The following is a 26,343-nucleotide window of genomic DNA, read 5'->3' on the forward strand; positions in this document are numbered from 1 at the left end:
TTCAAATATATTTTTTGATAAATCGATAGACAATAAGACTACGCATTAAAATTCTAAAATCCGGATCAAACACGTATTCTACTCGTGGTTCTCCTTGAATTTTCAAAATCGCACTCTTAATAATCTCTATATTAAAAAAGTTAGAGGCCACTGGGTCTTTACTAAGCTGCTGAAGTTCCTCGATAAACATTTTCCATGAAGGAATCATGCGATGAACCACATCAGCTGCCTGTATTCCCCGCACACGTTGATTTAATCTTACTTTGTCAGGAAGAAATCCTTTTGTGGACCTCCGGACAAGTGCACGATTTAAGCCATTTTGAACAAATTGTTCGAGTGGTAACGATAAACAGAATCGAATTACCCGTAAGTCATTCGTTGGATCATGCCCTTGTAAACCATAGCGCAAGGAGAGCTTTGTTCCACTTGTACCCGTTGTATTCCACAAGTTTAGCTGTTCAAAATGTTTCTGCCTTATTTCATATATATTTGGGATAGAAGCCCCTGTTACTTTCACACCATGTTCTTCAAGCTTTCTGAATACATCAGTACGTTTTGCAAGTTCTGGACTAACTAACGTTGGCAGTTCGTATTGCTGTTCCGAGGAAAACATGTTTTTTATCGATGGAAATGCTTTCTCCCCTACAACTTTCAGTATTCTCGATTTTTTGACCCCAACGTTCTTACCATACAAATCAATTTCACGATAAAGCTGCAACCAGCTGAATTTTTTAAGTAAAGTCGCATAATAATCTAAAGCTGGCCCCCAAGAGATTGTGAAATTTCCTCTCGCTCCATTTAAGAGCACCCCAATCCCTTGTTGTTGGGCTTTTTCATAAATCCCTTTCACCCAGACGGAATTTTCGAAAAATTTATATGGCATCTCCATAATCTCAAGCCAATCATCAATTTCTGAGAAAGAATTTTCTCCCGGGAAATTCAAATAATTCCCTTTAATATTTCCTACATGTTGTACTGTAGTTTGGATAAATGGCTTTTCATCAGCAATCGTATGGCCACGAGTCCAATCAGTAAATCCTTCTGCAGGTACTGAGCTGAATGTATATAATTTTTTGTTCTCTTTTTGCAGAGCTCTCGCAGCAAAGCTAGCAACAGCACCTGAATCTAATCCCCCACTTAAATGAGAACCAACATTACGATGAGTACGTAACCTTGATGTTACTGCGCTTTCAAATACGTCCCTGAACGCCTCTTCATAATCTTCATTTGATTTGAGTTGCAACTGCTCCTCTACAAATAACGTGTCGTATTTCGCAATACTAACTCTTCCCTTAACTACGGAGATAGTATGAGAAGGGGGGACTTGCTCTATATTTTTATGCACTGTTGAAAATGCATCTATTGTATCAAGCATATTAGGTATTGCTAAATATTCAGCTAACCATTGCTCATTCAATTCCTTCCCGACGTACGGTAAAGAAAACAGCGGTTGTATGCTAGTACAAAAAGCAAATTGATTTTGATTGCGGTAAAAGTAAAAAGTCCGACTTCCTGAAAAATCACGTGCACCAAAAAGTAATTGCTTTCTCTCATCCCAAATCATAAAAGCAAAATCACCAATTAGATACTTTGGTACATGCTCTCCCCACTTTTGATAAGCGAGTAAAATTAACTTACTATCAGGCATCTCTCTTCTATGTACCTTTTCTACTTGCAATCTATCGAATAATTCATTGCGATTATCAATAATAGCATCAGCAGTTATAACCAACTGTGTTTCATAATCATAGTAAGGTAATTGTTCATTAATAGATTCAGATGTTATCCATTTTGCATGGGAGCCCAAAAAAATATTTTCCTTGTGCCATATATCGGTATTGTCACCTGGATAACGAGATAAATCCTTCATGATTCCAATCCTATGTTCAGGCGGTATCGGTTCTCCATTTAAATGATAAATTCCGGTTATTGCACTCATTTTTTTCCTCCCACTACGAGACAATTAAGGGAAAACCCGATGGATAAGCAAATTACCAGATATATCAAAAAAATGTTATTAATATACCAGAAAACCCTTTCCTCAAACTACCTCGTTTACGCATAACAGATTTTAAAACCCAATTTTATAGCCTTAAATCTTTTTTCAGTTGAAGTATTCAAACTTTCAGGCTACCTATCCTAATGTAAACCCTTGCATTTTAATTTTCTCAAAAAAAGAACAAAGGTATGATCTTCTTAATCCGAATCAAAATATTACCATCTGAATTTTATATGAATAAAAATCCTTGAATTTAATATATCAATAAAACGTTTATATTCTTTATAAAGAATATAAAATCAGATTACCATTTCACTATTGTATTGTCAAGCATCTATATACTCAAAAAAATGAATATTTATGTATCTTTTTTAGTAACTGTCAGAACAAATAATACAGTAAAACTTTAATCGGTAGGAGACTTTACATCCCTACCGACTATTAACCTCACCAATCGAACTTTTACGAACATTCCATCTATCTTCTTAGTTCCCTTAAAATCTTAAGGTAGTGCTCTTAATGTTCACAAATAGCAGGATAAACGTTATATCTTACAAATACACAGTAAAATTTTCATCTTTTTATATTTTAAAAATTTCTGTGCTATGATATTTTATATAATTTATTATTAACCTATTAATTAAAGCTGATTTTTATATTTTATGTTCTCTATTACTTTATTCTTCTGCTTCTTTAATCGAATTTTTATATTTATACCATTTTCACAAAGGGGATGATATAATATGCGTTCACCACTAATAATGCTAGCAAAGAATATAATTCGCATTTACCACAAGATTATGTACGCTTACTATTTCACTCTTTATAGGGATTGCCGTGACTTTCATTCAAAAAAATTTTTTTTCCGTAAAATGAAATTTCACAAAAACGGCACTGAATAAGATATTAAATCCTCCTAGTTCATTAACGCCTTTCTTAATTGAAGCTCTTTCTATTTTTTATCTTTACATGCCAGCACTTACCGTCAATATATTCTTAATACATGTAATAACTCTTGTCTGATCTTGCTCTGTCATACCTGATCCAGATGGAAGACATAGACCGGTTTCAAATAGTTTTCTAGCAATATCTTCACGTTCACTATGAGAATAATAAGTTATTCCCTCAAATAGCGGTTGCATATGAAGAGGTTTCCAAACAGGACGCGCCTCAATGTTTTCATTTTCCAGTTGTTTCAGTAATGTCTGAATCGATACTCCTATTTTTTCTTCATCTACAGTAAGAACTGTAAGCCATCGGTTTGAATAAGTATCCTCTAACTCAGGCATAAACTGTACCCCTGGAATATGAGATAATTCTTGATAGTATCTATCAAATATTTTTCTCCTTGCCTGTACTCTATCCCGTAAGACTTGCAGCTGCGCTCTACCTACACCCGCTAAAATATTACTCATACGATAATTATATCCAACCTCACTATGTTGGTAGTGTGGAGCCGGATCTCTTGCTTGAGTAGCTAAAAATCTTGCTTTTCTCAATGCCTCGACATCATTCGAAACAAGCATACCTCCACCTGAAGTTGTAATGATTTTATTGCCGTTGAACGAATAAATACCAAATTTTCCGAATGTCCCGCTTGCTTTACCTTTATAGGAAGAACCGAGCGATTCTGCTGCATCTTCTATCACTGGGATATCATATTCATTACATAACGAAAGAATTTCATCCATTTTAGCGCTTTGTCCATATAAATTTACAACAATGACTGCTTTCGGAAGTATTCCTTTCTCATTTGCATCACGTAATGCACGTTCTAAAGCTTGTGGCGACATATTCCATGTTTCAAGCTCAGAATCAATAAATACTGGTTTAGCCCCTAAATATAAAATTGGATTTGCGCTCGCTATAAAAGTAAGACTCGAACAAAATACCGTATCTCCATCTCTTACATCCAGTAAGCGAAGTGCCAAATGGATAGCAGAGGTTCCTGAACTAACTGCAGCCGCATCAAGAACTCCAACATGGGATGAAAGTTCACTTTCAAACGCATCTACATTTGGACCAAGTGGAGCAATCCAATTCATATCAAATGCTTCCCCTATATATTTTTGTTCATTACCGCTCATATGTGGAGCGGAGAGATAGATTCTTGTTTTTTCCTGTGAATATACCACTTTAAACACTCTCCTATAATTCTTTTTTTATTACTCTAGCTGGAATGCCAACTGCTTTACAATTCGCTACAATGTCACAGATCACTGTTGCTCCGGCACCGATAACGGACCAATCGCCAATTGTAATATTTGGAATTACATTAACTCCTGCTCCTATATGTACTCCTGTTCCTACAGTAACGGATCCTGTAAGCACTGCATTTGGGGAAATATGTGCAAAATCTTTTACCTTATTATCATGTTCAATAATAGCGCCTGAATTGACAATAACGTGATTCCCAATTTCAACATCTGCATTAATAATTGCACCAGGCATCACAACCGTACCAGCTCCAATCTTTGCACTTAAACTAACAATAGATTGTTTATGTATAAGCGTCGCATAGCGATGACTGGGAATCTCTAACTGCTCCATAATTATCTTTCTTGTTCTGTTATTTCCTATAGCTATCACGAACTTTGTATCTACATGCTCATCCATTAACTTTACAGCTGCAGAAATAGGTCCAAAATAAACGCCATCCTCAACTTTTAACTCTTTATACACATCATCTAATTGCGCAATGATTTCATAATTTCCATACGATAGGATAATATCTCGGATTACTTTACTATGACCACCTGCCCCAATCATAATTATTCGCATCCATCTCACCTCCTCAACAATTCTTTGTACCATTAAATTTTTCCACAGTTACATGCCCAACCTGATTGATTCCTTCTGACTTAAATACTTTCTTTGCCGTTAACAACAAAATTTTCATATCAAGCCAAAAAGTCCTATTATCGACATACCACACATCAAAATCAAATTTCTCTTCCCATGAAATTGCATTTCTTCCATTCACTTGAGCCCATCCTGTAATTCCTGGTCTTACCATATGCCGCCTAGATTGTTCTTCTGTATATAACTCCAAATATTCCATTAATAGTGGTCTGGGACCCACTAAACTTAAATCGCCTTTTATAACATTGAATAACTGTGGCAACTCATCCAAACTACACTTTCTAAGAAATCCCCCAAACTTAGTAAACCTTACATCATCAGGCAACAGGTTGCCGTTGCTATCTTTCTCATCAGTCATAGATCTAAACTTATAAAGAGAAAAAGACGCACCATGTAATCCCGGGCGTTGCTGCTTAAATATGATGGGGGAACCCAATTTAATTCTAACTAAAACAGCCACTATTATAATAAAAGGTAAAAGAAACACCAATAATGACAAAGAAACGAACAAATCAAAAAGTCTTTTCATATATAATCATACTCCTAATTCGGTTTATATATTAACCTCTACTCCATAACTGCCTACAACTTCTATCTTCATAAAAAGCAGCCCCATTCATAGTTGAAAAATAACGAATTGATTTACTTTTTTATTTAAGGACATGTCATGTAAAATATCTAATTAAAATACTCAGTAATAAGAACACCACCATATTCAACAGAACATAGTGGTGTTTCATTTCTAAAAGATTCTTAATACTTTCCTTCTATTTACTTGCTCTTACTTTAAAGCATTATAATTTTGCGTCAATTCATTAGGCGCTGGCGCTCGATTATAATAAGCAAGATTCTTAAATACTATTTTTCCGCGCTTACTTGTGCCTAATGAATTGGTAAAGTTGATTCGTTAATAGCTTTATCGCGCCCGATAGATTGGGTTAGTAACGAGATTATAGAAATGTACATTTCAAATTAAAAAGTGCCCTTTTTGTTTGACTGAATTTTCACCCTCAGGTTTCCCATTATACTTTTAACAATTCCAAATAAATACTTAAATTCATCTGTCTTATAAAAAACAAATACATAAATAGCATTTGGAATTATTAAACAAATCATCCCTCTTAATATTAATTCTAGTAATCCATTATACGGAATAAGACCACATATTAAACTTGTGATAACACAAGCTCCTAGCCCTATCATCACATAGTAAGTATATTTTAAAAAATAATCCCTAACCGGTTTACGAAATACTTTCTTATATACTAAATAAGGAGCAATCCAAAATGGAACCACTAGTGTACTTATAAGTGTTCCAATAAAAACACCTGTTATGCCCATATATTGCACCAAGACAATAGAAGCCACCAGATTCACGGCAGCCTCTAAAAAGGGAGCATACCTATCTTCATGAAAAATCCCTGATGTTGTTTTGACCATAGATATAGAACGTCTCATTCCTGATACATAAAAATTCATCATTAATATAATTAATACACTTATATCCATAATAAATTTCGAGCCAATCCATAAAGTAATAAAGGGTTGCATTATAATATATAAAAATATGGAAAAAAATGAGTATATCCAAAAATTACAAAGCATAGTAACCTTAAATATGCTATAAATTTTTTCATCGCTTTCTTTTGCAACCAAATTCCCTACACTATGATTAATATTATCAAAGATTTGATTTATAAAGGTTCTACAAATGTTAATTAACATATAATAATTTGAATACAATCCAACAGCTGTAACACTGACAAAAGACGCAATTAACATGTTATCAGTACCAAAGACAATATATCCACCTATATTATGTAGCACTAAAGCCTTTACATTTTTAACAATATTACTTTTGGTTTCACTATCTAATTTGCTTGCTGCTTTATTTTTTAAAAATGGGTACATCTTATCTACCAATATGGCCAAGAACGCAGAGGTACTAATTGTTATAATAATATCGATTATTAGATATAAAATATAACTATGCGTAAAGTATAAAATTCCTATTTTAACGCAAGTAGATATAATGGATGAGATAGAATAAATCCCTGTAACAATATATCCCTTTTGACAAACATTTAAAAATGAGGTTTTATAAGAAAATAGATAAGATGAAGCTGTATTAATTAAAAATATAATATAAATAAAATGAATATTGTCTACCTTTGCATCTTTAGCGATATATCCAAGAAAAGGTAATAAAAGTAATCCTAGTAACAATACTATTAAAGCTATTGCCATATATGCCTTTCTATAAAAATTCATAAGCATATTGATTCTATCCTGATTATTTTCTGCCACTGGTTTATATAGATTATATATGATAGCAGATCCTATTCCTGCTTCAGCTAAAGATAACATTCCTAATATATTAGTAAATAATCCATTTACCCCCAGGTACTCAACACCTAAATAAGTAATAAATATGGTTCTGGAAACAAAACTTAGTAACGTAATAATAACTTGACTACCTATACCGGCTGATATATTAATTATTGAATTTTTAACTCTCATTTTTCCTCCCACTTCAGAAAGTATGAAAACACTTTCAACCCAAGAGTATTACCTGATTTCTCTTTTATATGCTGCAACTATTAAAGGGTACACTTTAAACTTTATTGCTAAATAATATATATACTCCTTAAAGTTATTGCATCGATATAAAAAACCAATTCCTTTTACACTATCTGAGAACATTTCATAATTCACTATTCTACGAAAAGCATTATTAACATCCACATTAGGATCGCTTTTTAAATTATTAACCAACAGTCTATATATGTGATTTATATAATAATTAGCCATATCTTTTTTAAATTGCTTATCGTGTAGTAAACCAAATTCTTGTGAAAGTTGTCTTCTCATTTGATATTGTAAAACTAAACTGTTCTCTAAATTTGGTTTATACGGAACCCTCATTAAGCTATTTGGATTATTAATAGTATAAAAATAAAGATCTTCTGAGATTGCACATACCCTTTGTGAGTGCAATAAAAACTCTAAATTAAAAATAACATCTTCTCCAATAAACACTTGTTCATTAAATCTGATGTTTTTTTCTTTTATAATGCTTAAATTGTATATATACCTCCATGCAAAGCATAGATCATTCTTGGAATGAACATTTGGAGAGCTCAGTACAAAATCTCTCCCGTTCATAACAGTATCTAATTTGAAGTTAGGAATAATACTATTATTATTTGGAACAGTTTTGTATCCACATATTACAGCATCACACTTTTTATCTTCCGCAATACCATATAACCTAGTAAAATAGTTTTCGCTTACCTCATCATCGGGATCTATAAACACTATATACTTCCCTGTAGCAGCCTCGATCCCTACATTTCTTGCGCTACTCACTCCTCCATTTTCTTTATAGATTACTTTAATTCTATTATCCTTTTCTAAATATTCTTCACATATTTCACCACATTTATCTGTCGAACCGTCATTGACTAGAACTAATTCAATATTGACGAAAGGCTGGTTTAAAACACTTTCAATACATCTAGCTAACCATTTTTCCACATTATATATGGGAACAATAACACTTATTAATTCATGCAATCCTTTCACCTCTACATTACTTACATAAGTTAAACCCTCACGCCTATCTTATTACAGCTTTAATTTCGCTTAAATATTTCTCATCTTGAATATCGCCCACATTTTGTCCAGCACCTGCTTCACATACGTACTTATTTTCAATTTTGATTTTAGTTTTTGCTTGTCTTAAAAACCATTCGTATTCAATATCCACATGCCCTATATCAATTGCTTGATATCCCTCTTTATACAAATCATATGCTAATATAGTAGCAGTAGGCCCTATTGCTAATAGAATCAATTTAGATTTATTATTTTTTTTTGCTGCTGTTAAGATTTTATTGTAATGTAAGAATGCGTGCTCCTCTGGTACTAAAATCCTTTCAATTGATTTAGCATTGTCAAACAGATCATTTCCAATACCTAATCTACTCTTACTGCCTTCTATTAAAACTATATCCCTATCTTTCCATATTAATTTTAATAATATAAACCATTCTTTACATTTTGACTTATCCCGAAAGGGATAATAGAATCTCGATATAAAGGAATTATAATATGTTTTTCCCTTCTTCAAATCTTTATACCACTTTAATCTATATTTTGCAGTATGAAGACTCCAATAATCCTTTGGTTCATCTGCATATTTTGATAAATCTTGAAAAACATCCGGTAAACAAACTAAGAACTTCTCATCTTCACTTAGCAATATTTCTTTTAATCTTTTTGATAACAAATGATCAGCCCGTTGAAATGTTATATCTAGATTATGAATTAATTTAAATTCACCATCACCATACCTGGCTACGGAAGCTTTATCATGAATAATTTTTTTTAAAGTTTCATCTATAGATTGAATTCTAGGGGGCTTGAAAAAGCACTTCGTGAATCGATCTTTTATGATAGTTAATCGATTCAAACTCTGAATTTTCACATCAACCAATTTATTCCAAATAAAAACTAACATACTTTTTATTTTTATTTGTACCATACCAAGCTCCTTTCTAATACTTTTCTCGATAGAGCATTAGATTATCTTTCCTCTTTTTCTTAAGAAAATTACTCTTATCCCTCTATTCACATCTTACATAATATTTATTCTTATTATTTCCCAATTTTTCAACTAGCCTTTTTTCTCAATGAAATATCGCCTCTAGAATTTTCAGTGGCAAGTTTCCGGCCTATTTTTATTGATGGAATTTCAATAAATTTATAACATAAGACCGACACAACCATAGTAAATAAGAAAGAAATTAATAAAATTAAAGGCACTGATATCTTTCCATAGAAAATATGAACTGTTGTTAATAGAACAATTGGATGTACTAAATAAAGACTGTATGATATTTCCCCTATAAATTGTACTGGTTTAATCAGTAATAATTTAGAAAATAGTTTTGAACTTAGAGCGGATAGAATAATTAAAACTGCACCAAAACATATATACCAATCGATGATAATAAGATACAACTCATAATCAATTTCACCAATTAGTTTGGAAAGTAACATAAATGGGATACGTGGATAGTTAAAAAATAAAAGACCTAAAGGCAATACTAGATATTTTACTTTTAAATTAATAATTTTACTCACTAAATATTCTCTGTTTTTAGCTAGTAGTGCACCAATAATAAACATTGAGCTATAATGTAATGTGATAAAGTAATTGGTGGATACTGGCATATTAAATTCGCTTGGAATGTTCTTCATTAATAAATAACCAATAACTGATAAAAACATCGCTATCCCAATACTTACTTTCCAGTTTACTCTAAGTAAAAGAAAAATAATTAAAGGAAACACTATGGAAATTCGCATCTCATGAACTAATGACCAAATCACCATAATAAACGCATCAGAATTAAATTCTCTCAAGAATAAAATATGTTCCATTACTCTATTAAAAGAAACTTCTATGTTCCATGAACCCCATTGTACCAAACCGGGAATGGTACCAATTTTAGAATGAATCCCCAATTTAATTCCTATTGCAATAAAAAGAATCACAATATAAGGAATATAAATCCTACAAACTCTTTTAATAAGATACTTTAAATAATTAAATTCCGTCCCTTTATAAAAAGGCAAGGATAGAACAAATCCACTTAACACAAAAAATATAATAACGGCTGAATGACCTTGCCATAATATAGAAAAATAGACCCCAAATGTTGAATACATTACCTTTTTACCTAATATCGGAAATAATGCTAAGAAGTGTCCTAATAGAACAATGATTGCAGCAATACCCCGAAGGGAATCCAATTCTTTATAACGTCTCGTCATAATTCTTCCCTCTGTTCTAAAATAAAATTTATTAATCTAACTATTAAAATTTAGTCATTCCCCTTATAAGAATGACTAAATTTTATAATTATTACGTAAATTAATTAATCTAATACAAAACCCTTGTGTGAATGGCAATATATCGAATAACGTAGAATATACACCTATATCCTTCGTATCACCTTGAGAGAAGTCGACCGCTCCGTTTCTTCTTGTCACTCCCATCAAATAACCGATAGCTTTATCTGCACTTTCCAAACATTCCTTTGAAATATCTTCTATCTTTGCTGCATTCAACATAAACCACCCCAGTGTGGATGTAGCGGAGGAATCTGGTCCGCATTCGTTCCTGGTTACAGTCCAATTCCAATTGCCTTGTTGTTGAAATTTCATCGTAGCTTTTGCAAATTTACGTACACTTTCTTCTAATACAGGTTTATAGCTGTTGTTTTCCGGTAATTCATTCCACGTATCTATAAGGCCTATAGCAAACCATCCAAGACCTCTTCCCCAGCCATATAAACCTAGAGGAACTTTATCTTCTAATCTATAAGCATGACATGGTATATGACTTAAGTTTAACATTCCATATGTTTCATATTCTTTAATCTGCTTTACAGCCAAATCTATACACTCACTTTTGTTATACCTAATGCCGTAAGTCACTAAGAATGGACATATGAAACCAATGGTATCTACGTATCGATATCCCTTCATAAACTTTCTATATTCTATCGTACCATCCTCACCTATATGCTCTTGTATCATTTCCCAAGTAGTATCCAAAGCTTTTTTATATTTATCTATCTCCTCAAAATCCAGCTTCATAATAGCATAAGCAAGTATTGCTCCATCTACATACTGAGGTTTGTGTACCCACTGACCGTTAGAATCAAATTTGGAGTTCAAAAACTTTGTGATTTCATGTTTTACTGCTCTGTCATCGTTATATTTCAGGTATTCAGAAAACCCTAATATTAAAGATGCTTCTTGCCAATGCTGTATAGCACTTTTCGTATAATTTCCTTTCAGCATATCAATTATTATTAATCTTGTATTATCAGTTACCTTAATCTTTGGCGTGTTATTTAGCCATTTAATACCTATATTAATAATTGACTGATTCCATAAACTTTTATCGGTATATCTTCCTATTTTTATTCTCCCCAACCAATTCTTGCATATAGGGACGAAATCAATCATTATAATAATTGCGATTACGGCAAGTAACACAAAGCACGCTGCCTGTATAATCATATAATTATGTCCTTTCTATACTACTTAAATAATGTATATAATTTTGTTATTTCCGACTCGGTTCCTAACTTTTCATCTGATAAGTTATTTATTAACTTATTTCTTAATTCTTCATGATGTATTAATTTTTTAATTCCCTCTGAAAGTGAGTGAGCATCCATGTCTACAATAATCCCATTTTCTTCATTGTCGATTTGGTCTTTAGCCGTACTAAAGTTTGTTACCACTATTGGTTTATGCAGTATTTTTGCCTCGTCTATTGCTATAGATTTCCCTTCAAACCTGGATGGTTGTACGTATATATCTGCTACTCTTATGTACGGATACGGATTTTCTTTCAGTCCTAACAGTAAAAAATGGTCTTGAAGTTCGTTTTCTTCTATCATTTTTTCTAATTTATCTCGATCTTTGCCTTCTCCGATAATATACCACTTTATGTCATATCCATTCCCAACCAGATCCTTACATGCTTCTATGGCCAAATCAAATCCCTTTTCACTACTTAATCTTCCTACAGAAACAAGCTTTATCCCTTTATGTTCTATATCTACCTTTTCCTGTGACATTTTATTTATTGTACTTGGAGAGACTACGTTATGAATAACATCTATCTTGTCATTATATATAGGAAATCTTTGTCTTAAAACATTGGCACATTCCTCAGAAACCGTTACTATATGATTCAATGAATGAAAATAACCCATATCAATTTTAGAATCCATTCCTAACTTATCATAATCAGTATGTATGAAACCGATTTTCTTATCCGCTTTAACCTTTTCTATACAAAAATAAACCGGATTCTTCTCTAAGTACCCAATCGCCACATCATATTTTTTATTTATAGTCTGGAGAGATTTTGATAGATATCGCCATACTCTCTGTTCACAACGAGCTTTGTTTTTCTCACTTTTAAATATGTAACCTGCACAAATCCTTGCGAAGGCTATATCTAATCTTCCTTGTCGCAAACATTTAATGGTAGCTGCTTTTATTGGCATATCAAAATATTGATACTCAGAAGGTTCGTCCAATATATTCACGTGCTTAGGGATTTTATTAAAAAATAAACCTTCGTGCTTAAATAAAAATAAATCCACATTATAGCGAGAGTAATCCATCGTATGTAACAGAGAAATTAATGATTTCTCAGCCCCACCACAGTTCAAATTATTGATAACAAATAATACGTCTTTTTTCATAATAATCACCTTTTAAAGAATTCCGTAGAGCTTATTTATTTCTTTTTCGGTTCCTAACGTTTCTGTAGATAAATTATTTACGATTCTTTCCCTCAATTCTATATCTGTGATAAGCCTTTCAATTTCAGTTGCAATTCCTTCTTCAGACATCTCGGTAATAATTCCGTTTATTCTATGATTTATTTGATCTTTTGCAGTTTCAAAGTTGGTCACTACTATCGGTTTACACAGTATCTTTGCCTCATCAATTGCTATAGACTTCCCCTCATACCTAGATGGCTGTACATATACATCTGCTTTTCGTATATAAGGATATGGATTTTCTCGAACACCTAAGATTTTAAAATGTTGGGATAGATGATTATCTTCTATTAAACTTTCTAATTTATCTCTTTCATCCCCATCCCCTAGTACATACCACTTTATCTTGTATCCTTTTTCTAGAATTAACTTACAAGATTTCACCGCTAAATCTAAACCCTTTTCATGACTTAATCTAGCGACAGTAATAATATTAGTATAATTTCCATCAAACAAACTATCATCTTTTATATCTTCTTTAGATAAATCATATATAATCCTAGGAGCTACTATATTATATATAACCGTAACTTTATTTTTTAAATGTGGAAAGTTTTCCTGTAACGATTTTGCACACTCTTCTGAAACTGTTATTAGATTATCTAGTTGTTCAAAATATGGATTATCAAACTGACGATCCATACCTGAATTCGAGTAGTTTGTATGTATCCATCCGGCCTTTTTTTTCGCATTCACTTTATCAACTACAAAATATATTGAAGACTTCTCAAGATAACCAATCGCTACATCGTACTCTTTCCTTAAAACTTCAAATGACTTACTTTGATATTCCCATGTATACTGTTCTGAAATAGCAGCATTCTTTATCAATCTATTCTTAATGGTGAACATCAATCTTGAATATGCCAATTTAATTTGCCCATTCTTTAAAAAGCCCATTATTGAATTTTTAAGGCTCAATGCAAATATTTTATAATCACTTGGCAAATCTAATATATTTACCTCTCTTGGTATCGAATTCATGAATGTTCCTGTTTTACTAAACAAAAATAAATCTACATCATATAAACTGTAATCTATTTGTGATAGTAGATTTATCAAGCTTTTCTCTCCACCACCAGTAGATAAACTAGGCATAACAAATAGTAGTTTTTTTTTCATAATATACCCCGAATTAATTAGACAATTCTTTCAAATACTCTACTGCTTTGTAGGACATTTTCTTTACATTAGGTATAGATTGTCGTAGCTTTTGCCTTATCTCCTCTTCCTCTCGTACCATCTCATCAAATCTTGCTTTTAATTTATTACTATCAGATATCTCCTCTATATCTAAAACTAATTTTTCTTCCCCAAATATATCTTTAGATATTCCTTTGGACTTTACACTATATCCCAATACCATAGTCGGAATAAAACTAGAGTAAGCAGCTATAGTTGCATGCGTTCGAGCTCCTATAAAGAAACGCATTCTAGCTATATACCCCTTATACTGTATTGCATTTAAGTTATCTGGTAACAGAATCACTCTGCCTGTGTCCTTAAATTCTTTGTAATATTTGTAGAGAACTTCGTAATCATTGTTCCCATCTTCAATAACGTGAGGTGTAAGAGCAATCGTCATATCTGTAGTATTTAATATATGATTAATCAACTCTCTTACCGCAACTTGAGAATTCTCATTTCTATTCCATACAAGCGGGCTAAAATTAAGACCCATTGTATTTCCTTCTTGCCATCCATTAGGCAACTCCAATTCTTCTTTTTCCATTGTAAACGCAGCATCGGCACACAATTGAACATTATTTAATCCTTGTTTTTTTAACATATTATAGGTAAGACTTTCGCGTGCTAATATTAAATCAAAGAGCTTTAGATCTTCCAACTTTCTTTCAGACATATCCTCTTCTCCTATAGAACATCCCCATAGTACTAGCTTTTTCCCCTGCATTTTTACTCTTCTATCAATCTCATACCACCCAGGTTGCTCTCCATAGCAATAATTATCCCCTCCGATAGATAAACATACATCGGAACTTTTTATATGCTTTATTATGTTATGATGAATTTTCCCTAATGCATAAGACTCATCGTTAAAGAGTTTTACTTTAACTGAAGACAATAACCAATCATATGAATATTTTTTCAGACTGCGGCTAGAGCCATCATATATACAATCTAACTTATTGATTACCTTATCTGTTTCAGGTCTATCTGATGCCAAACATACTTTTGCTCCATCTATTTTTTCTTTTATAATATTTGTAGAAGCTCGAACTATCGCTTCGCACCCTCTATTCAAACTGCCTCCATGGGCAAACATCATAAACTTCACACTAAATTCCTCCAATTTTATTTATTTCTAAGCCTGCTGTAAGAGACTGCACAGTATAATCCCACAGTAGATTTTCTTTTAATCATATTTATTAAAAATTTCTCATATCTACCAAGCCTGCTATAAGTTACTTCACAATATAATGGCAATGCCTCTCTAACATATTTATTACATATCATATTTTTTATGTATTCACATCTCTTACTAAACCGTATTTCCTTAGACGGTTCAAAATAAATATATACGTAGGAAATTACACTATTTATAAACTTTTTTGATTTCAATTCACGTATCTTTGCCTTATCGACCTTTCCGATGTAAATTTCCGGTAATTCCATATTATATACTTCTACAGCTCGCTTGAAATAATCTTTTTTTGAGATATCCCGAGTTGCGCTACCCGCTACATCCCTATAATAATATCCCGTATAATCTATATATTTCATATTAGTTGCATTACTAAAAAATTGAATATTAAACATTCCATCTTCTCCTAATGCAACCTTCTCTGGAAACTTCACATTATTTTTCGTTATTATGCTATTTTTATAAATTTTGTTTACAGCAGTATTTAAATTATCGCTTTTAAGAAAATAGGGCAATATCTCTTTATTTATATATTCTTTTTCCAGAACGATATTAGTTGGAAATGGATATTCAATTGTTACCTTATGCCCTTCAATCTCACTTCTTAAATTTGATATAATTACATCACAATTGCTTTGTTTTGCTGAATTATACAGAGTTTCATACATATCCGCTTCTACATAATCATCAGCATCAACAAATCCAATATATTCACCATTAGCTATAAGAAGTCCTTGATTCCTTGCAATACTCACACCTTGATTTTTTTGATTTATAAGTATAATCCTGTCATCTAGTGCCCTATACTTTTCAATAATCTCTACACTATTGTCCGTTGAACCATCATTAATAAAGATAAATTCGCAGTTATGAAGCACCTGATTTAACAGCGATTCTATACACCGAGTAATATATTTACCAGCATTATAAACCGGTATAATTACACTGACATTTCTATTCATGGGCAAATCACCCCTTTGCTTTGAATCCCTTATACTTTCATTTTTAAAAATTTTTGTAGTTGTACCAATACACTTAATAAACTTTTAAGCCTCTATAATTTCATACAACTTATTTAATTCATACTTATTACTATAATCAGTATTACTACAATTGTTAGCTAACTGCTTTCTTACGGTAGCATCCCTATACAATTTTTCTATTCCATCTGCTATTCCTTCAACGGATAATTCTGTAATATATCCGTCAACCCCATTTTTCACTTGACTGTTTGCGGTTGTATAATTTGTAATTAGGACTGGTTTTGCAAGTATCTGAGCCTCTCCTACTGTAACAGCTTTTCCCTCATATCTAGATGGTTGGACATATAAATCAGCTTCTTTTATATATGGATATGGATTAGTTTGCTTTCCTAGCAACACAAAGCTATTTTCTAATTTCAAATCTCTTATTAGATTTTTAATCATTGTTTCGTCTCCACCATATCCAACTACATACCAGGCTATATTCTCATAGCCTTTATCTTTCAATATCCTTAAAGCCCTAACAGCATTATCGATTCCTTTTGCATGAGATAGTCTAGCTACAGTTATAACTTTAAAACGGTTATCAAGAAGCATAGGGGTATCTATTTCTTCATTCGCCATATCTCTAATAAACTGCGGGGAGGTTATATTTTCCATTACTATAACCTTATTTTTTAATGCACTATATTTTTTTAAAAATGAATCTTTGCATGCTTCTGATACAGCTACAATATAATCAAATTTATTCCAAACTTTTAAATCCATCTCTATATCTGTCTCAATTGTAGAATAATCTGTATGAATCCATGCTATTTTTTTCTTAGCCTTGACCTTATCTGCTACAAAATAATGCGGCCACAAATAACTAATTGCAACATCATACTCTTTATCTAGTTTAGGTAAAAATGGAATAGCATATTTCCACATTAATTGCATTTGATAATATCCTGTCTCTACTATTCCTTTAGCTTTTCCTGCAAAACGAGTATTTATCTTAGATAAAATTCTAGAAAATCCAATGCCATACTCCTTAGCCTTTAAAGTTTCTCCGATTGACTTCCTAAAGGTGGTGTATTGTGGAACTTCTTCTAATAAATTTACCTTGTCACAAACTAATTCCATAAAATCCCCTTGATGTCTATACAGCATTAAATCAACAGCGTATTTTTTGTAATCAAAACCCTCAAGCATACTTATAAGGCTTCTTTCTACTCCTCCAACTTCCATATCAAATGAGGCTACCAGTATATCCTTCATATATGCCTCCTAATTTTTTGTAACAAATTTTCTTATCCGCGCTATATTTTCTCCACCTATAACCTTAGACGCTAACAGTTTTAAACTACTCTTCAATCTCGCTTTAGGTGGTAACCAACTTTTATAAAAATGATGCATTGCATATGTATTTGGAGTAATAAATTTTCTACAGTTAATATAATCATATGGAGAGAAATATGTTTGAGGATAGAATGCTCCTACCCCACTTATTTCTTGATATTTTCCATTCAACTGTAATCCTTTATTTTTTAGTATTTCGCTTATAATGGCCACATTGGTTAAACTGTCATACTTTCCATCCTCTTTAATAAAACTTTTTTCTTCGTATGAATCTAGAAATATTTTTATTAACACATTTCCTTTAGTGGCTCCTATTGTACTTGTAGCTATATAGTTCTCTTGTTCAAATCCCCAAAATGAATCATGATGTAGCATATCATCAAAAGATTTGAATACCTCCACATCCGTATCTAAGTAAATTCCTCCAAATTTATAAAGAGCGTATACTCTTACATAATCACTTACAAATGCAAATTTTTTGTATTCATAGGCTTCCTTGACATATAAATTACAATTTGTATCAAAATTATCTTCATTCCACTCAATTATTTCATAACCAGATAAATTCTCTTTCCAGCTATCTATACATTTTTTTACTATTGTTGGTTTTTCTCCTTTACCAAACCAACAATAGTGAATGGTGCGTGGAATCTTTTCTGTAAATGCCAACTCAGTATCTCCTTTCTAAACTATATAGAATAATATACCTATACACCTAAATTTCCATATTTCATTGATCAACTAGTCATTAACATATTTCACCTTAAAAAACTTAGAAATTTAAAAAGTTACTTTTATAAACAATGTTTAATGTTATTACATTCTCGTATGTATAGAAAATAAAATAAAATACTAATATTGCATAATAAACTAGTTTTTGGTCTTTATCAGTAAATAATTTTATAATCCATGAAATTAAAATTAATTGGTATAATCCAAAATATATAGAAAATCTTGCAAAAATCCAATTTTGTGTTGAAATTACCATGAATACAAGTCCTAATATAGACATATTTACTACATAGTCACTTTTAGGAAATATTTCCCTGAGTTTCTCTCTTCCAATGTAAGCAATAATAATTGGAGGAATATTAACTCCAACTCTAAGTATATTTGCGCCACCCTCAGAAAAGTTCTTGTAATCTCCATACTGACTATCTCCTATGACTGAGAATAACGTATCTAAAAATAGATTAAACCCTATAACTATGAGTACAGAACAAAAAAGGGTTACATACGTTTCCCATGACCATGCTTTTCTCCTAATCATAAAATATATTGGAATAAGGATAAGTGCAGTTTGATGTATTGTTGATGCAAATAGAATAATTAAAATATACTTTTTCCAGTTACCTTCAAATATATATTTTGTTGCAGCAAAAATAATTGCTGCTGCAAGAAATTGCCTTATCCCATTCATTGATATTAAATACATTCCACCTGTTATATATACATATAAACTTAATTCAAACATTCTTGTATATTTATATAAAACCAATACAATAAGCACATTTGTTATTAGTGCCGTTACAAAAATCAATATTTGAGGATCATTAGAGAACTGTTTTAAAATCATCTGAAGCACATTAAAACCCATATCTTTTCCTTCTTTTATATGTTCCCAATCAAACGTATCTTTTTTATAAGAATACATATAAAAAAAAGTATCTCCGATATTATTACGGAGACCAGACACCATTACAAGAACAACTATTGTCAAAAATACTAACAGCTTATTTGGCTTTGATTGAACAATGTGTGGTCCCATTATTACAGGAGTAGAAAAATATCTTGCTAAAAAAGAAAGAATATAAACTAAAGCCAGCGTAACCCAAAATATAAACATTTTTAAATTCCTTTCATATTACAGATTGTAAATATAAAACTCTTTGCTATTCTTTGACCAAATAATTCAATAATATAGCCTATCAGTCCTATATTTCTCTTACAATCTAAATACATGTGACAATAAAATACATAGTTAATTAAAGACCTACTATTTATTTTTCAAAACAGTAGCTTTACTTGTCTTTTGAATATAAAAATGAAGCATAATCCCAAAAGGTGTGGCCACCAAAGTAATAAATTTACATGGGGACTCAATGAGAAATTTATAGTTTTTGATCATCAAGTTGCTAGATACATAATGTATAGATTCTCGAAATTTTTCTTTTAATGTAGGAGCATATTTCATAGCAACTTTTCTAAAGAATGAGAATCCTTGAGGATTTTTTCTATATTGCTTAATAATGTTCATGCTAGATCCATCTGCTAAATACTCAACATGACAAAGAACTTTATTCATGATGAGTAACGGATGCTCTTGATCAATAAGAATATATTTATAACTTAGAGGACAGTACTTTTCGCCCGGAAATATTGGATATGGCGGGGTTTTTCGTGTTAACTCTGATCGATAAACTAACTTTTTATCACCTGTAACCTTATATTTCGCATGCAAATCTGTCAGTTTAGATTCCTTCACATGTTCCGGCATTATCGTTCCAATAACTTTTCCATTAGGATTAGCGTCTAATCCTATTATGCCAGCGTAATCATTACTTCCATACTCCTTCCAAAAACGAGTGATATTTTCAACGGCATCATCCGCCATATAATCATCAGAATCAATACAAACATTAAGTTCCGTATCAATTAATTCGTAAGCAGTATTATGTGCCCCGTGCATTCCCTGATTCTCTTGATAATGATACTGAATTGAAATGCTGCCTTGGGAAATCCAATTTTCTATTAACTCTCTTGTATCATCTGTAGATCCATCATCAATAATTAACCAAACAAAATCCTTACTTGTCTGTCGCTTTAAACTTTCATAACATAAATGCAGCGTGTAAGCACGGTTAAATGTAGGTGTAAAAATTGTAAGAGTAGGTTTCAATTTACATCTCTCCATCAATCATCTAATCTATTAAAATTCATCCCCTAATATTGTTAATATACTATTTAATACTAATCTATCAGGTCTTACATATTCATGGTAATATCTATAATTGTTAATCATCATTTGATATCTAAAATTTTCATCATTTGATAAAGTATATATTTGATTTATACATTCTTCTGGTGTTTTAAAAACAAGATAATTTTGACCATCACGAAAATCACCTGGGACTTCATAATGTAATTCTTCCGTTACTATAGCCTTGCTTGCTGCAACATACTCCGCAAATTTCCAACCAATAGATTGATGTAATCCCATAGTTGCAATACAAATTGCAGATTCTTTTACCTTTCTTAGGTAATTATTCCGTTCAGTAGCTTTTCCGTCTTCTATAACAATATCTGCATAATTTTTATATGCAAATTCTGATGGTGCTACTCCTCCATAAAATTTATCTCCAAACTCTTTTCGACAAAGTCTAATGCATGTTGCTCGAAAATCATTAATATATGCACGTTCTTCCTTTTTATCCGAAGAAATTTGCCCTTCATAATCTCCATTTACATCCCATAGCCTAGCCATAAAAAGAATTTTTGAATCTATTTCCTTATGAGGTATATCTTCAAAAGAATTAATACGATATAAACCATTGTAATATTGAGACAACGGAACCTTCCGTATTATTTTCTTAATTTTCTCCCTAAGTGGATCTTGAGGCATCGGTGAATGCGCAATATTTCCAGGTATTGTAACCATATAATTTAATCCAAGAGGATAAATCTTTTCCTTATGCCTTAACTTTGAATTATAAAAACTATTAAAACTTCGCTTAAAGTAAAAGTCGTATTTTTCTAACAACACATTCATAAACTCAACATAATCCTGATTTTGCTTAAGCAAATTATCATAACCATCATTAACATCATATAACACTCGAGTTTTCCCGTTGATTATAACTTCCATCATATTATAAGGTAATTGATCTTGATGATTCTTACTAAGTTTCTCTATCCTCAAGTCTATTACTCCTTGTCGAGCAAGTAGAACAAAACCTGCAGTTATATTATAAAGATGCAGCGGAACTTCTCCTAGCCTAAGACAACATGAAACTCTTGACATCATTGTGCTCCTTTTTAATCCTTTAGACATTATTTAAAATATAGAAGTTACTATTAATTAAAGCGCTTGAAGATAAAAATTCTCAAGCCAAGTAGCCGATTCACTTATATCATATCCTTCTTTCTTGATATACCCTTCTACATCTTGCATACGTTTATTAACATCCAATATATCCTGCGCCCATATTTCGGGGGAGGTATTTATGCTTTCAAAACTCACTAGACCTGCTCCCATGTCTACTTCTTTAGTTATCACATCCGAGATTACACAAGATAACCCAGCTCCTTGCGCTTCTATAAGAGTAACAGGCAATCCTTCATGAATGGATGGGAATGCAAATACATCAAAAGCTTGAAGTAAATGATCGATATCGCTCCTTATGCCAAGAAACTTTACATTAGCCCCTAAATTTAATTCTTCCACTTTTTGTTCAGTCTTTACCCGTAACGGACCATCCCCCACCAAAACAAGAATGGAATCTCTTCTAAGTTTAACTAACTGAGCAAACACTTCTATAAGGAATCCATGATTTTTTTGATGCGCAAACCTTCCTACATGCCCTACTACAAAGTTATCAACTGTAAGATTTAGTTCCTCCCTTATCTGTTTTCTAATTTCGGGGGAAAATAAAAATTTTTCAGGCTCAATTCCATTTTTTAAAATCATGGCAGTATCTGCTTTACCTGCAAATAACCAGCGAGATGCTGCACCCGAGCATGCTAGAAGATGTGTCGCACTTCGTAATATATACTTCCCCGCATACCACTTATATACTTTCGCAGCAACTCCACCTTCACTGCTAGTATTGTGACTATGTGCGATACGAACTGGTATACCGGCTTTCTTAGCTGAACGTAACACAAATCCACTCATCTTATCCATGTGTGAGTGGACAATCTTATATTCTTGATGAGATTCAAAAAAATTATCTAAAGACTTTATGTATTCATTATGACCACCATCAGTAATATATGGAATCCTGTGCACTTTCCCACCTAATTCTGATATTTCTGTATCGAAAACACCTTCCTTACAAGTAAGAAAATCAAACTGCACTTTATTTCGATCTATATTCCGGTACAAGTTCATAATAAGGGTTTCTGCACCACCGCGGTTCATATTGACTACAACATGTAAGATTCTTAATGGACAACCCAATCTGACGCCTCCGTTCCACTCATAAACATGGTGTAAATATAGCTTTTTTCTTCTAATACTTTATTGACGGCATAATTATTTTTAATAATCTCACGACCAGACTCTCCGAATATGCCTTGTAAGCTACTATTTTCAGCAAGATATTTTATCTTTTCTGCCATTGTCTGTATGTCTTCACGACCTACTGTCCAACCGTTTACACCATTTTGAATTAACTCTTTATGGCCCCTGTTCTCACTGGCTATAACAGGCAATCCGCAAGCCATCGCTTCCATAATATTAACTGGCAACCCCTCACGTAGACTGGATGCAACAGAAATATCACAAATAGGTAAAATTTTTGCAATATCATTCCTATAACCAAGGAAATCTATCATTTCAAATACACCCATTTGTTTAGCTAAATTTTTGCAATCATTTATCAAAGGACCATTCCCAGCCAATAGAAGCCTCGCATTGGGAACATGATCTTTTATTAAAGCCAATGAACGAATCAAAAACTGCTGATTTTTATTTTTATTAAACTCAGCCGCATAAAACATCAAAAAATCATCCGGTTTATAACCCATCTCAATCCTTAGACAATTCTTTTGAGCCTCACTAACTGGCTTAAAATATTCTGTGTCCACTCCCACTCCATGAATTTGTTCAATTTTAGGTACTTTAAACTTTCGCTGAACAGCCAAGTTATAATCTTCTTGGTTAATTGTAATGAGGCAATCTGTATAATTTGCTAGCATTTTTTCAATTGGATAATATAACAGCCAATTTGCAAGCGGGGCACCTTTACAAAAATGAAATCCGTGCGCAGTATATAAAACTTTTGTTCCATGCTTTCTAGATTTTCTTGCTGCCAAACGTGCAACGGCTCCCCCCATCGGGGTATGACAATGAATAATTTTATATTGATTTTCATCAATAATATCTTTCATCTCTTTATAAGCCTTAATATTCTTAAATTGCAAAGGTGACCTTTGAATAGAAATGTCATACTTCTTATCCACATATGGAAGTTCTATGTTGCCAGCAGCAGCAACATGGACTTCCCAGCCTTGTTCTTTAAACCATTTCATATACGGCAAATGAAATGCTTTAAAATGAAAGTCTACCGTCGCACAAAATAATACTTTATTTTCCATATACATCACCCTACAATTGTTATATTGTAACTAACCACCTGTGCATACTTCATTCTCATTTCTCTACATAGTAAAACATAAGTCTAAGCATATATATGCAGATCAAAATCCATATTTACATCATATTTTGTGGAGTTATATGACTATTTGCCAATGTCAATACACGTTTTCTTAATTCCGTCTTCTCGAGATTCTTATAAGTTTGGAGAACTGCTTCAATTTCGTTTATACAAAGGTTCGATGTTTTACCTATATAAATTTTAGGATGAATTTGTTGTTCATGTATTTCTTCTTTTTTCAATAGTTCTTCAAAGAGCTTCTCTCCAGGTCTTATTCCAGTGAACTCTATTTGTATTTCTTCTAGCGAGTTCCCTGATAATGTAATTAAATTTTTCGCGAGATCTACTATTTTCACAGGATCTCCCATATCTAACACAAATATTTCTCCACCTTTAGCCAATGCACCCGCCTGTATTACAAGCTTGGACGCCTCTGGAATTGTCATAAAGTAACGAATCATATCTGGATGTGTAACCGTAACTGGACCACCTTGCTTAATTTGCTTTTTAAACAACGGTATAACACTACCGCGGCTTCCTAATACATTACCAAATCTTACAGCCACAAACTTTGTATTACTCGTTTTGTCCAAGTTTTGAATTACCATTTCAGCAAGCCTTTTTGTTGCTCCCATTACACTTGTCGGATTCACAGCTTTATCTGTAGAAATCATTACAAACGTCTCGACCCCATTCCAGCTTGCCGCTTTTGCCACGTTTGTTGTCCCAATTAAATTGTTTTTGATAGCTTCTTCGGGGTTACGTTCCATCAATGGTACATGCTTATGTGCAGCGGCATGATAAACAACTTGAGGCTGATATTGACTCATTACTGACATCATTTTCAGGTCATCCTGTACATCAGCAATTTCTGTGGTAAAGACAATACCTGTGTCACCGTATAGCTCTTTCAATTCCATTTCGATAGAATAAATACTATTTTCACCATGACCTAATAAAATCAATTGTTTTGGGTTGAATTTTGCAATTTGACGACAAATTTCAGATCCAATTGAACCACCAGCACCAGTTACTAAAATAATTTTATTAGTAATAAATTCTGAAATACTTTCAATATCCAATTCAACAGGATCACGTCCTAATAAATCATCTACTTGGACATCACGAAATTCATTCACTGAAACTTTTCCAGTCACTAAATCCTCTAACATTGGAAGAATTTGCGTTTTTATTTTTGTCTTGGAACATTCTTGAAAAATCATATTTAATGCTTTCTTGCTAAGTGAAGGAATTGCTATTATGATGCTATCGATATCTAATTGCTGAACAGCAAATTCAATACGGTCAATTCCTCCAATTACCGGTATTCCAAGAATATCCAGCCCTTGTTTATTTGTATTATCATCTATAAATGCCACGGGCAGTAATTCAGTATCATTACTATTCAAAAGTTGCCTTACAACCATTGTACCTGCAGAACCCGCACCAATAATTAGTGTTCTTTTTTTATCGTCCCCTTTTTGAATATAAGCATCTCTGAACATCCGCCATAGAAAACGTGATCCTCCAATCAGTAAAATATGAATCATCCACGTTACAACAAGGAGACGGAAATAAATATCTTGAACCAATATTTGTTGTACTACTGCTGTTGTGATAACAGAAAGTGTGATTGCTTTTAAAATAATTAGCAATTCTCCTACACTTGCATACTCCCATGCTTTTTTATAAAGCTTATACATAAAAGAAAAAATATGATGGCTAAGTAGCAGAGTCATTGCACTCACTACGATGGGAAATGTTATGACATTGAAATCAGCACTTACTAAGAAGCGACTAAAGAAAACCGTAGTTAATACGATTAAGGAATCAATTAAAATTAATAAGAATAATCTCTGGCGATACGTCATAATAGGCCCCCTCTCTCTAAATTTTATATATATAACAAAAGGAAATCCTCATAATTGTTATCTTAGAATTAACAGATTTATATATTGAATATGTCTAGCTAAACATATAGACAAGGAAAATAATCAATAACCAACTAATACAAAGT

21 protein-coding genes are annotated in these 26,343 nt (G+C 32.3%); all 21 read right to left on the minus strand.

The window, feature by feature from the left end; all coding sequences use genetic code 11:
- Position 1: 1 nt before the first annotated feature.
- The 21 genes from ORL93_RS17855 to ORL93_RS17955 all read right to left on the minus strand — a co-directional run bounded on the left by ORL93_RS17855 (position 2) and on the right by ORL93_RS17955 (position 26,197).
- Entirely contained in the window at positions 2-1,939 is a 1,938-nt protein-coding gene (locus ORL93_RS17855; RefSeq protein ID WP_003202168.1) for a lasso peptide isopeptide bond-forming cyclase, read from the minus strand.
- Between the two features lie 1,025 nt (positions 1,940-2,964).
- The gene (locus ORL93_RS17860) at positions 2,965-4,134 is read right to left on the minus strand and encodes a DegT/DnrJ/EryC1/StrS family aminotransferase (RefSeq protein ID WP_018781216.1); all 1,170 of its coding nucleotides are present in this window, start codon (positions 4,132-4,134) and stop codon (positions 2,965-2,967) included.
- Positions 4,135-4,147: 13 nt separating this feature from the next.
- A complete protein-coding gene (locus ORL93_RS17865) occupies positions 4,148-4,780 on the minus strand; it encodes an acetyltransferase (protein ID WP_018781215.1) in 633 nt (210 codons plus the stop codon).
- A 13-nt stretch (positions 4,781-4,793) separates the two neighbouring features.
- Positions 4,794-5,390, minus strand: coding sequence for a sugar transferase (locus tag ORL93_RS17870; RefSeq protein WP_097795170.1), 597 nt, complete (start codon positions 5,388-5,390; stop codon positions 4,794-4,796).
- 443 nt (positions 5,391-5,833) lie between these two features.
- On the minus strand, positions 5,834-7,381 hold the full coding sequence (locus ORL93_RS17875) for a lipopolysaccharide biosynthesis protein (protein WP_097795169.1): 1,548 nt from the start codon (positions 7,379-7,381) through the stop codon (positions 5,834-5,836).
- Between the two features lie 48 nt (positions 7,382-7,429).
- Positions 7,430-8,437 carry a glycosyltransferase gene (locus tag ORL93_RS17880; RefSeq protein ID WP_098017570.1) on the minus strand — a complete coding sequence of 336 codons (1,008 nt, stop codon included), beginning with the start codon at positions 8,435-8,437 and terminating at the stop codon, positions 7,430-7,432.
- Positions 8,438-8,480: 43 nt separating this feature from the next.
- Positions 8,481-9,407 carry an SP_1767 family glycosyltransferase gene (locus tag ORL93_RS17885; RefSeq protein ID WP_097795167.1) on the minus strand — a complete coding sequence of 309 codons (927 nt, stop codon included), beginning with the start codon at positions 9,405-9,407 and terminating at the stop codon, positions 8,481-8,483.
- Between the two features lie 128 nt (positions 9,408-9,535).
- Positions 9,536-10,702: an acyltransferase family protein gene (locus ORL93_RS17890; protein WP_097795166.1), complete on the minus strand. Its 1,167-nt coding sequence runs from the start codon at positions 10,700-10,702 to the stop codon at positions 9,536-9,538.
- 75 nt (positions 10,703-10,777) lie between these two features.
- Positions 10,778-11,959 carry a glycoside hydrolase family 88 protein gene (locus ORL93_RS17895; RefSeq protein WP_097795165.1) on the minus strand — a complete coding sequence of 394 codons (1,182 nt, stop codon included), beginning with the start codon at positions 11,957-11,959 and terminating at the stop codon, positions 10,778-10,780.
- A gap of 20 nt (positions 11,960-11,979) precedes the next feature.
- Positions 11,980-13,161, minus strand: coding sequence for a glycosyltransferase (locus ORL93_RS17900; protein ID WP_097795164.1), 1,182 nt, complete (start codon positions 13,159-13,161; stop codon positions 11,980-11,982).
- A 12-nt stretch (positions 13,162-13,173) separates the two neighbouring features.
- Entirely contained in the window at positions 13,174-14,364 is a 1,191-nt protein-coding gene (locus ORL93_RS17905) for a glycosyltransferase (protein WP_098017572.1), read from the minus strand.
- 13 nt (positions 14,365-14,377) lie between these two features.
- Positions 14,378-15,538 carry a polysaccharide pyruvyl transferase family protein gene (locus ORL93_RS17910; protein ID WP_097795162.1) on the minus strand — a complete coding sequence of 387 codons (1,161 nt, stop codon included), beginning with the start codon at positions 15,536-15,538 and terminating at the stop codon, positions 14,378-14,380.
- A 17-nt stretch (positions 15,539-15,555) separates the two neighbouring features.
- On the minus strand, positions 15,556-16,587 hold the full coding sequence (locus ORL93_RS17915; protein ID WP_098017574.1) for a glycosyltransferase: 1,032 nt from the start codon (positions 16,585-16,587) through the stop codon (positions 15,556-15,558).
- A gap of 84 nt (positions 16,588-16,671) precedes the next feature.
- Complete coding sequence (locus ORL93_RS17920) at positions 16,672-17,868, minus strand: glycosyltransferase (RefSeq protein ID WP_097795160.1); 1,197 nt, start codon at positions 17,866-17,868, stop codon at positions 16,672-16,674.
- Between the two features lie 9 nt (positions 17,869-17,877).
- The gene (locus tag ORL93_RS17925) at positions 17,878-18,618 is read right to left on the minus strand and encodes a glycosyltransferase family 32 protein (RefSeq protein ID WP_097795159.1); all 741 of its coding nucleotides are present in this window, start codon (positions 18,616-18,618) and stop codon (positions 17,878-17,880) included.
- Between the two features lie 103 nt (positions 18,619-18,721).
- Positions 18,722-19,795, minus strand: coding sequence for an EpsG family protein (locus tag ORL93_RS17930; RefSeq protein ID WP_097795158.1), 1,074 nt, complete (start codon positions 19,793-19,795; stop codon positions 18,722-18,724).
- Positions 19,796-19,945: 150 nt separating this feature from the next.
- Positions 19,946-20,848 carry a glycosyltransferase family A protein gene (locus ORL93_RS17935; RefSeq protein ID WP_097795157.1) on the minus strand — a complete coding sequence of 301 codons (903 nt, stop codon included), beginning with the start codon at positions 20,846-20,848 and terminating at the stop codon, positions 19,946-19,948.
- 30 nt (positions 20,849-20,878) lie between these two features.
- On the minus strand, positions 20,879-21,970 hold the full coding sequence (locus ORL93_RS17940) for a hypothetical protein (RefSeq protein ID WP_097795156.1): 1,092 nt from the start codon (positions 21,968-21,970) through the stop codon (positions 20,879-20,881).
- 57 nt (positions 21,971-22,027) lie between these two features.
- Positions 22,028-23,128, minus strand: coding sequence for a glycosyltransferase family 1 protein (locus tag ORL93_RS17945; protein WP_265959337.1), 1,101 nt, complete (start codon positions 23,126-23,128; stop codon positions 22,028-22,030).
- Entirely contained in the window at positions 23,113-24,267 is a 1,155-nt protein-coding gene (locus ORL93_RS17950) for a glycosyltransferase family 4 protein (protein WP_097795154.1), read from the minus strand. Before ORL93_RS17950 ends, ORL93_RS17945 begins: the two co-directional genes overlap by 16 nt.
- 115 nt (positions 24,268-24,382) lie before the next feature.
- Entirely contained in the window at positions 24,383-26,197 is a 1,815-nt protein-coding gene (locus tag ORL93_RS17955; protein WP_097795153.1) for a polysaccharide biosynthesis protein, read from the minus strand.
- Positions 26,198-26,343: the final 146 nt, after the last annotated feature.

Origin of the sequence: Bacillus sp. DHT2, from assembly GCF_026241455.1 — a bacterium.
GTDB classification, from domain to species: Bacteria; Bacillota; Bacilli; order Bacillales; family Bacillaceae_G; genus Bacillus_A; species Bacillus_A pseudomycoides.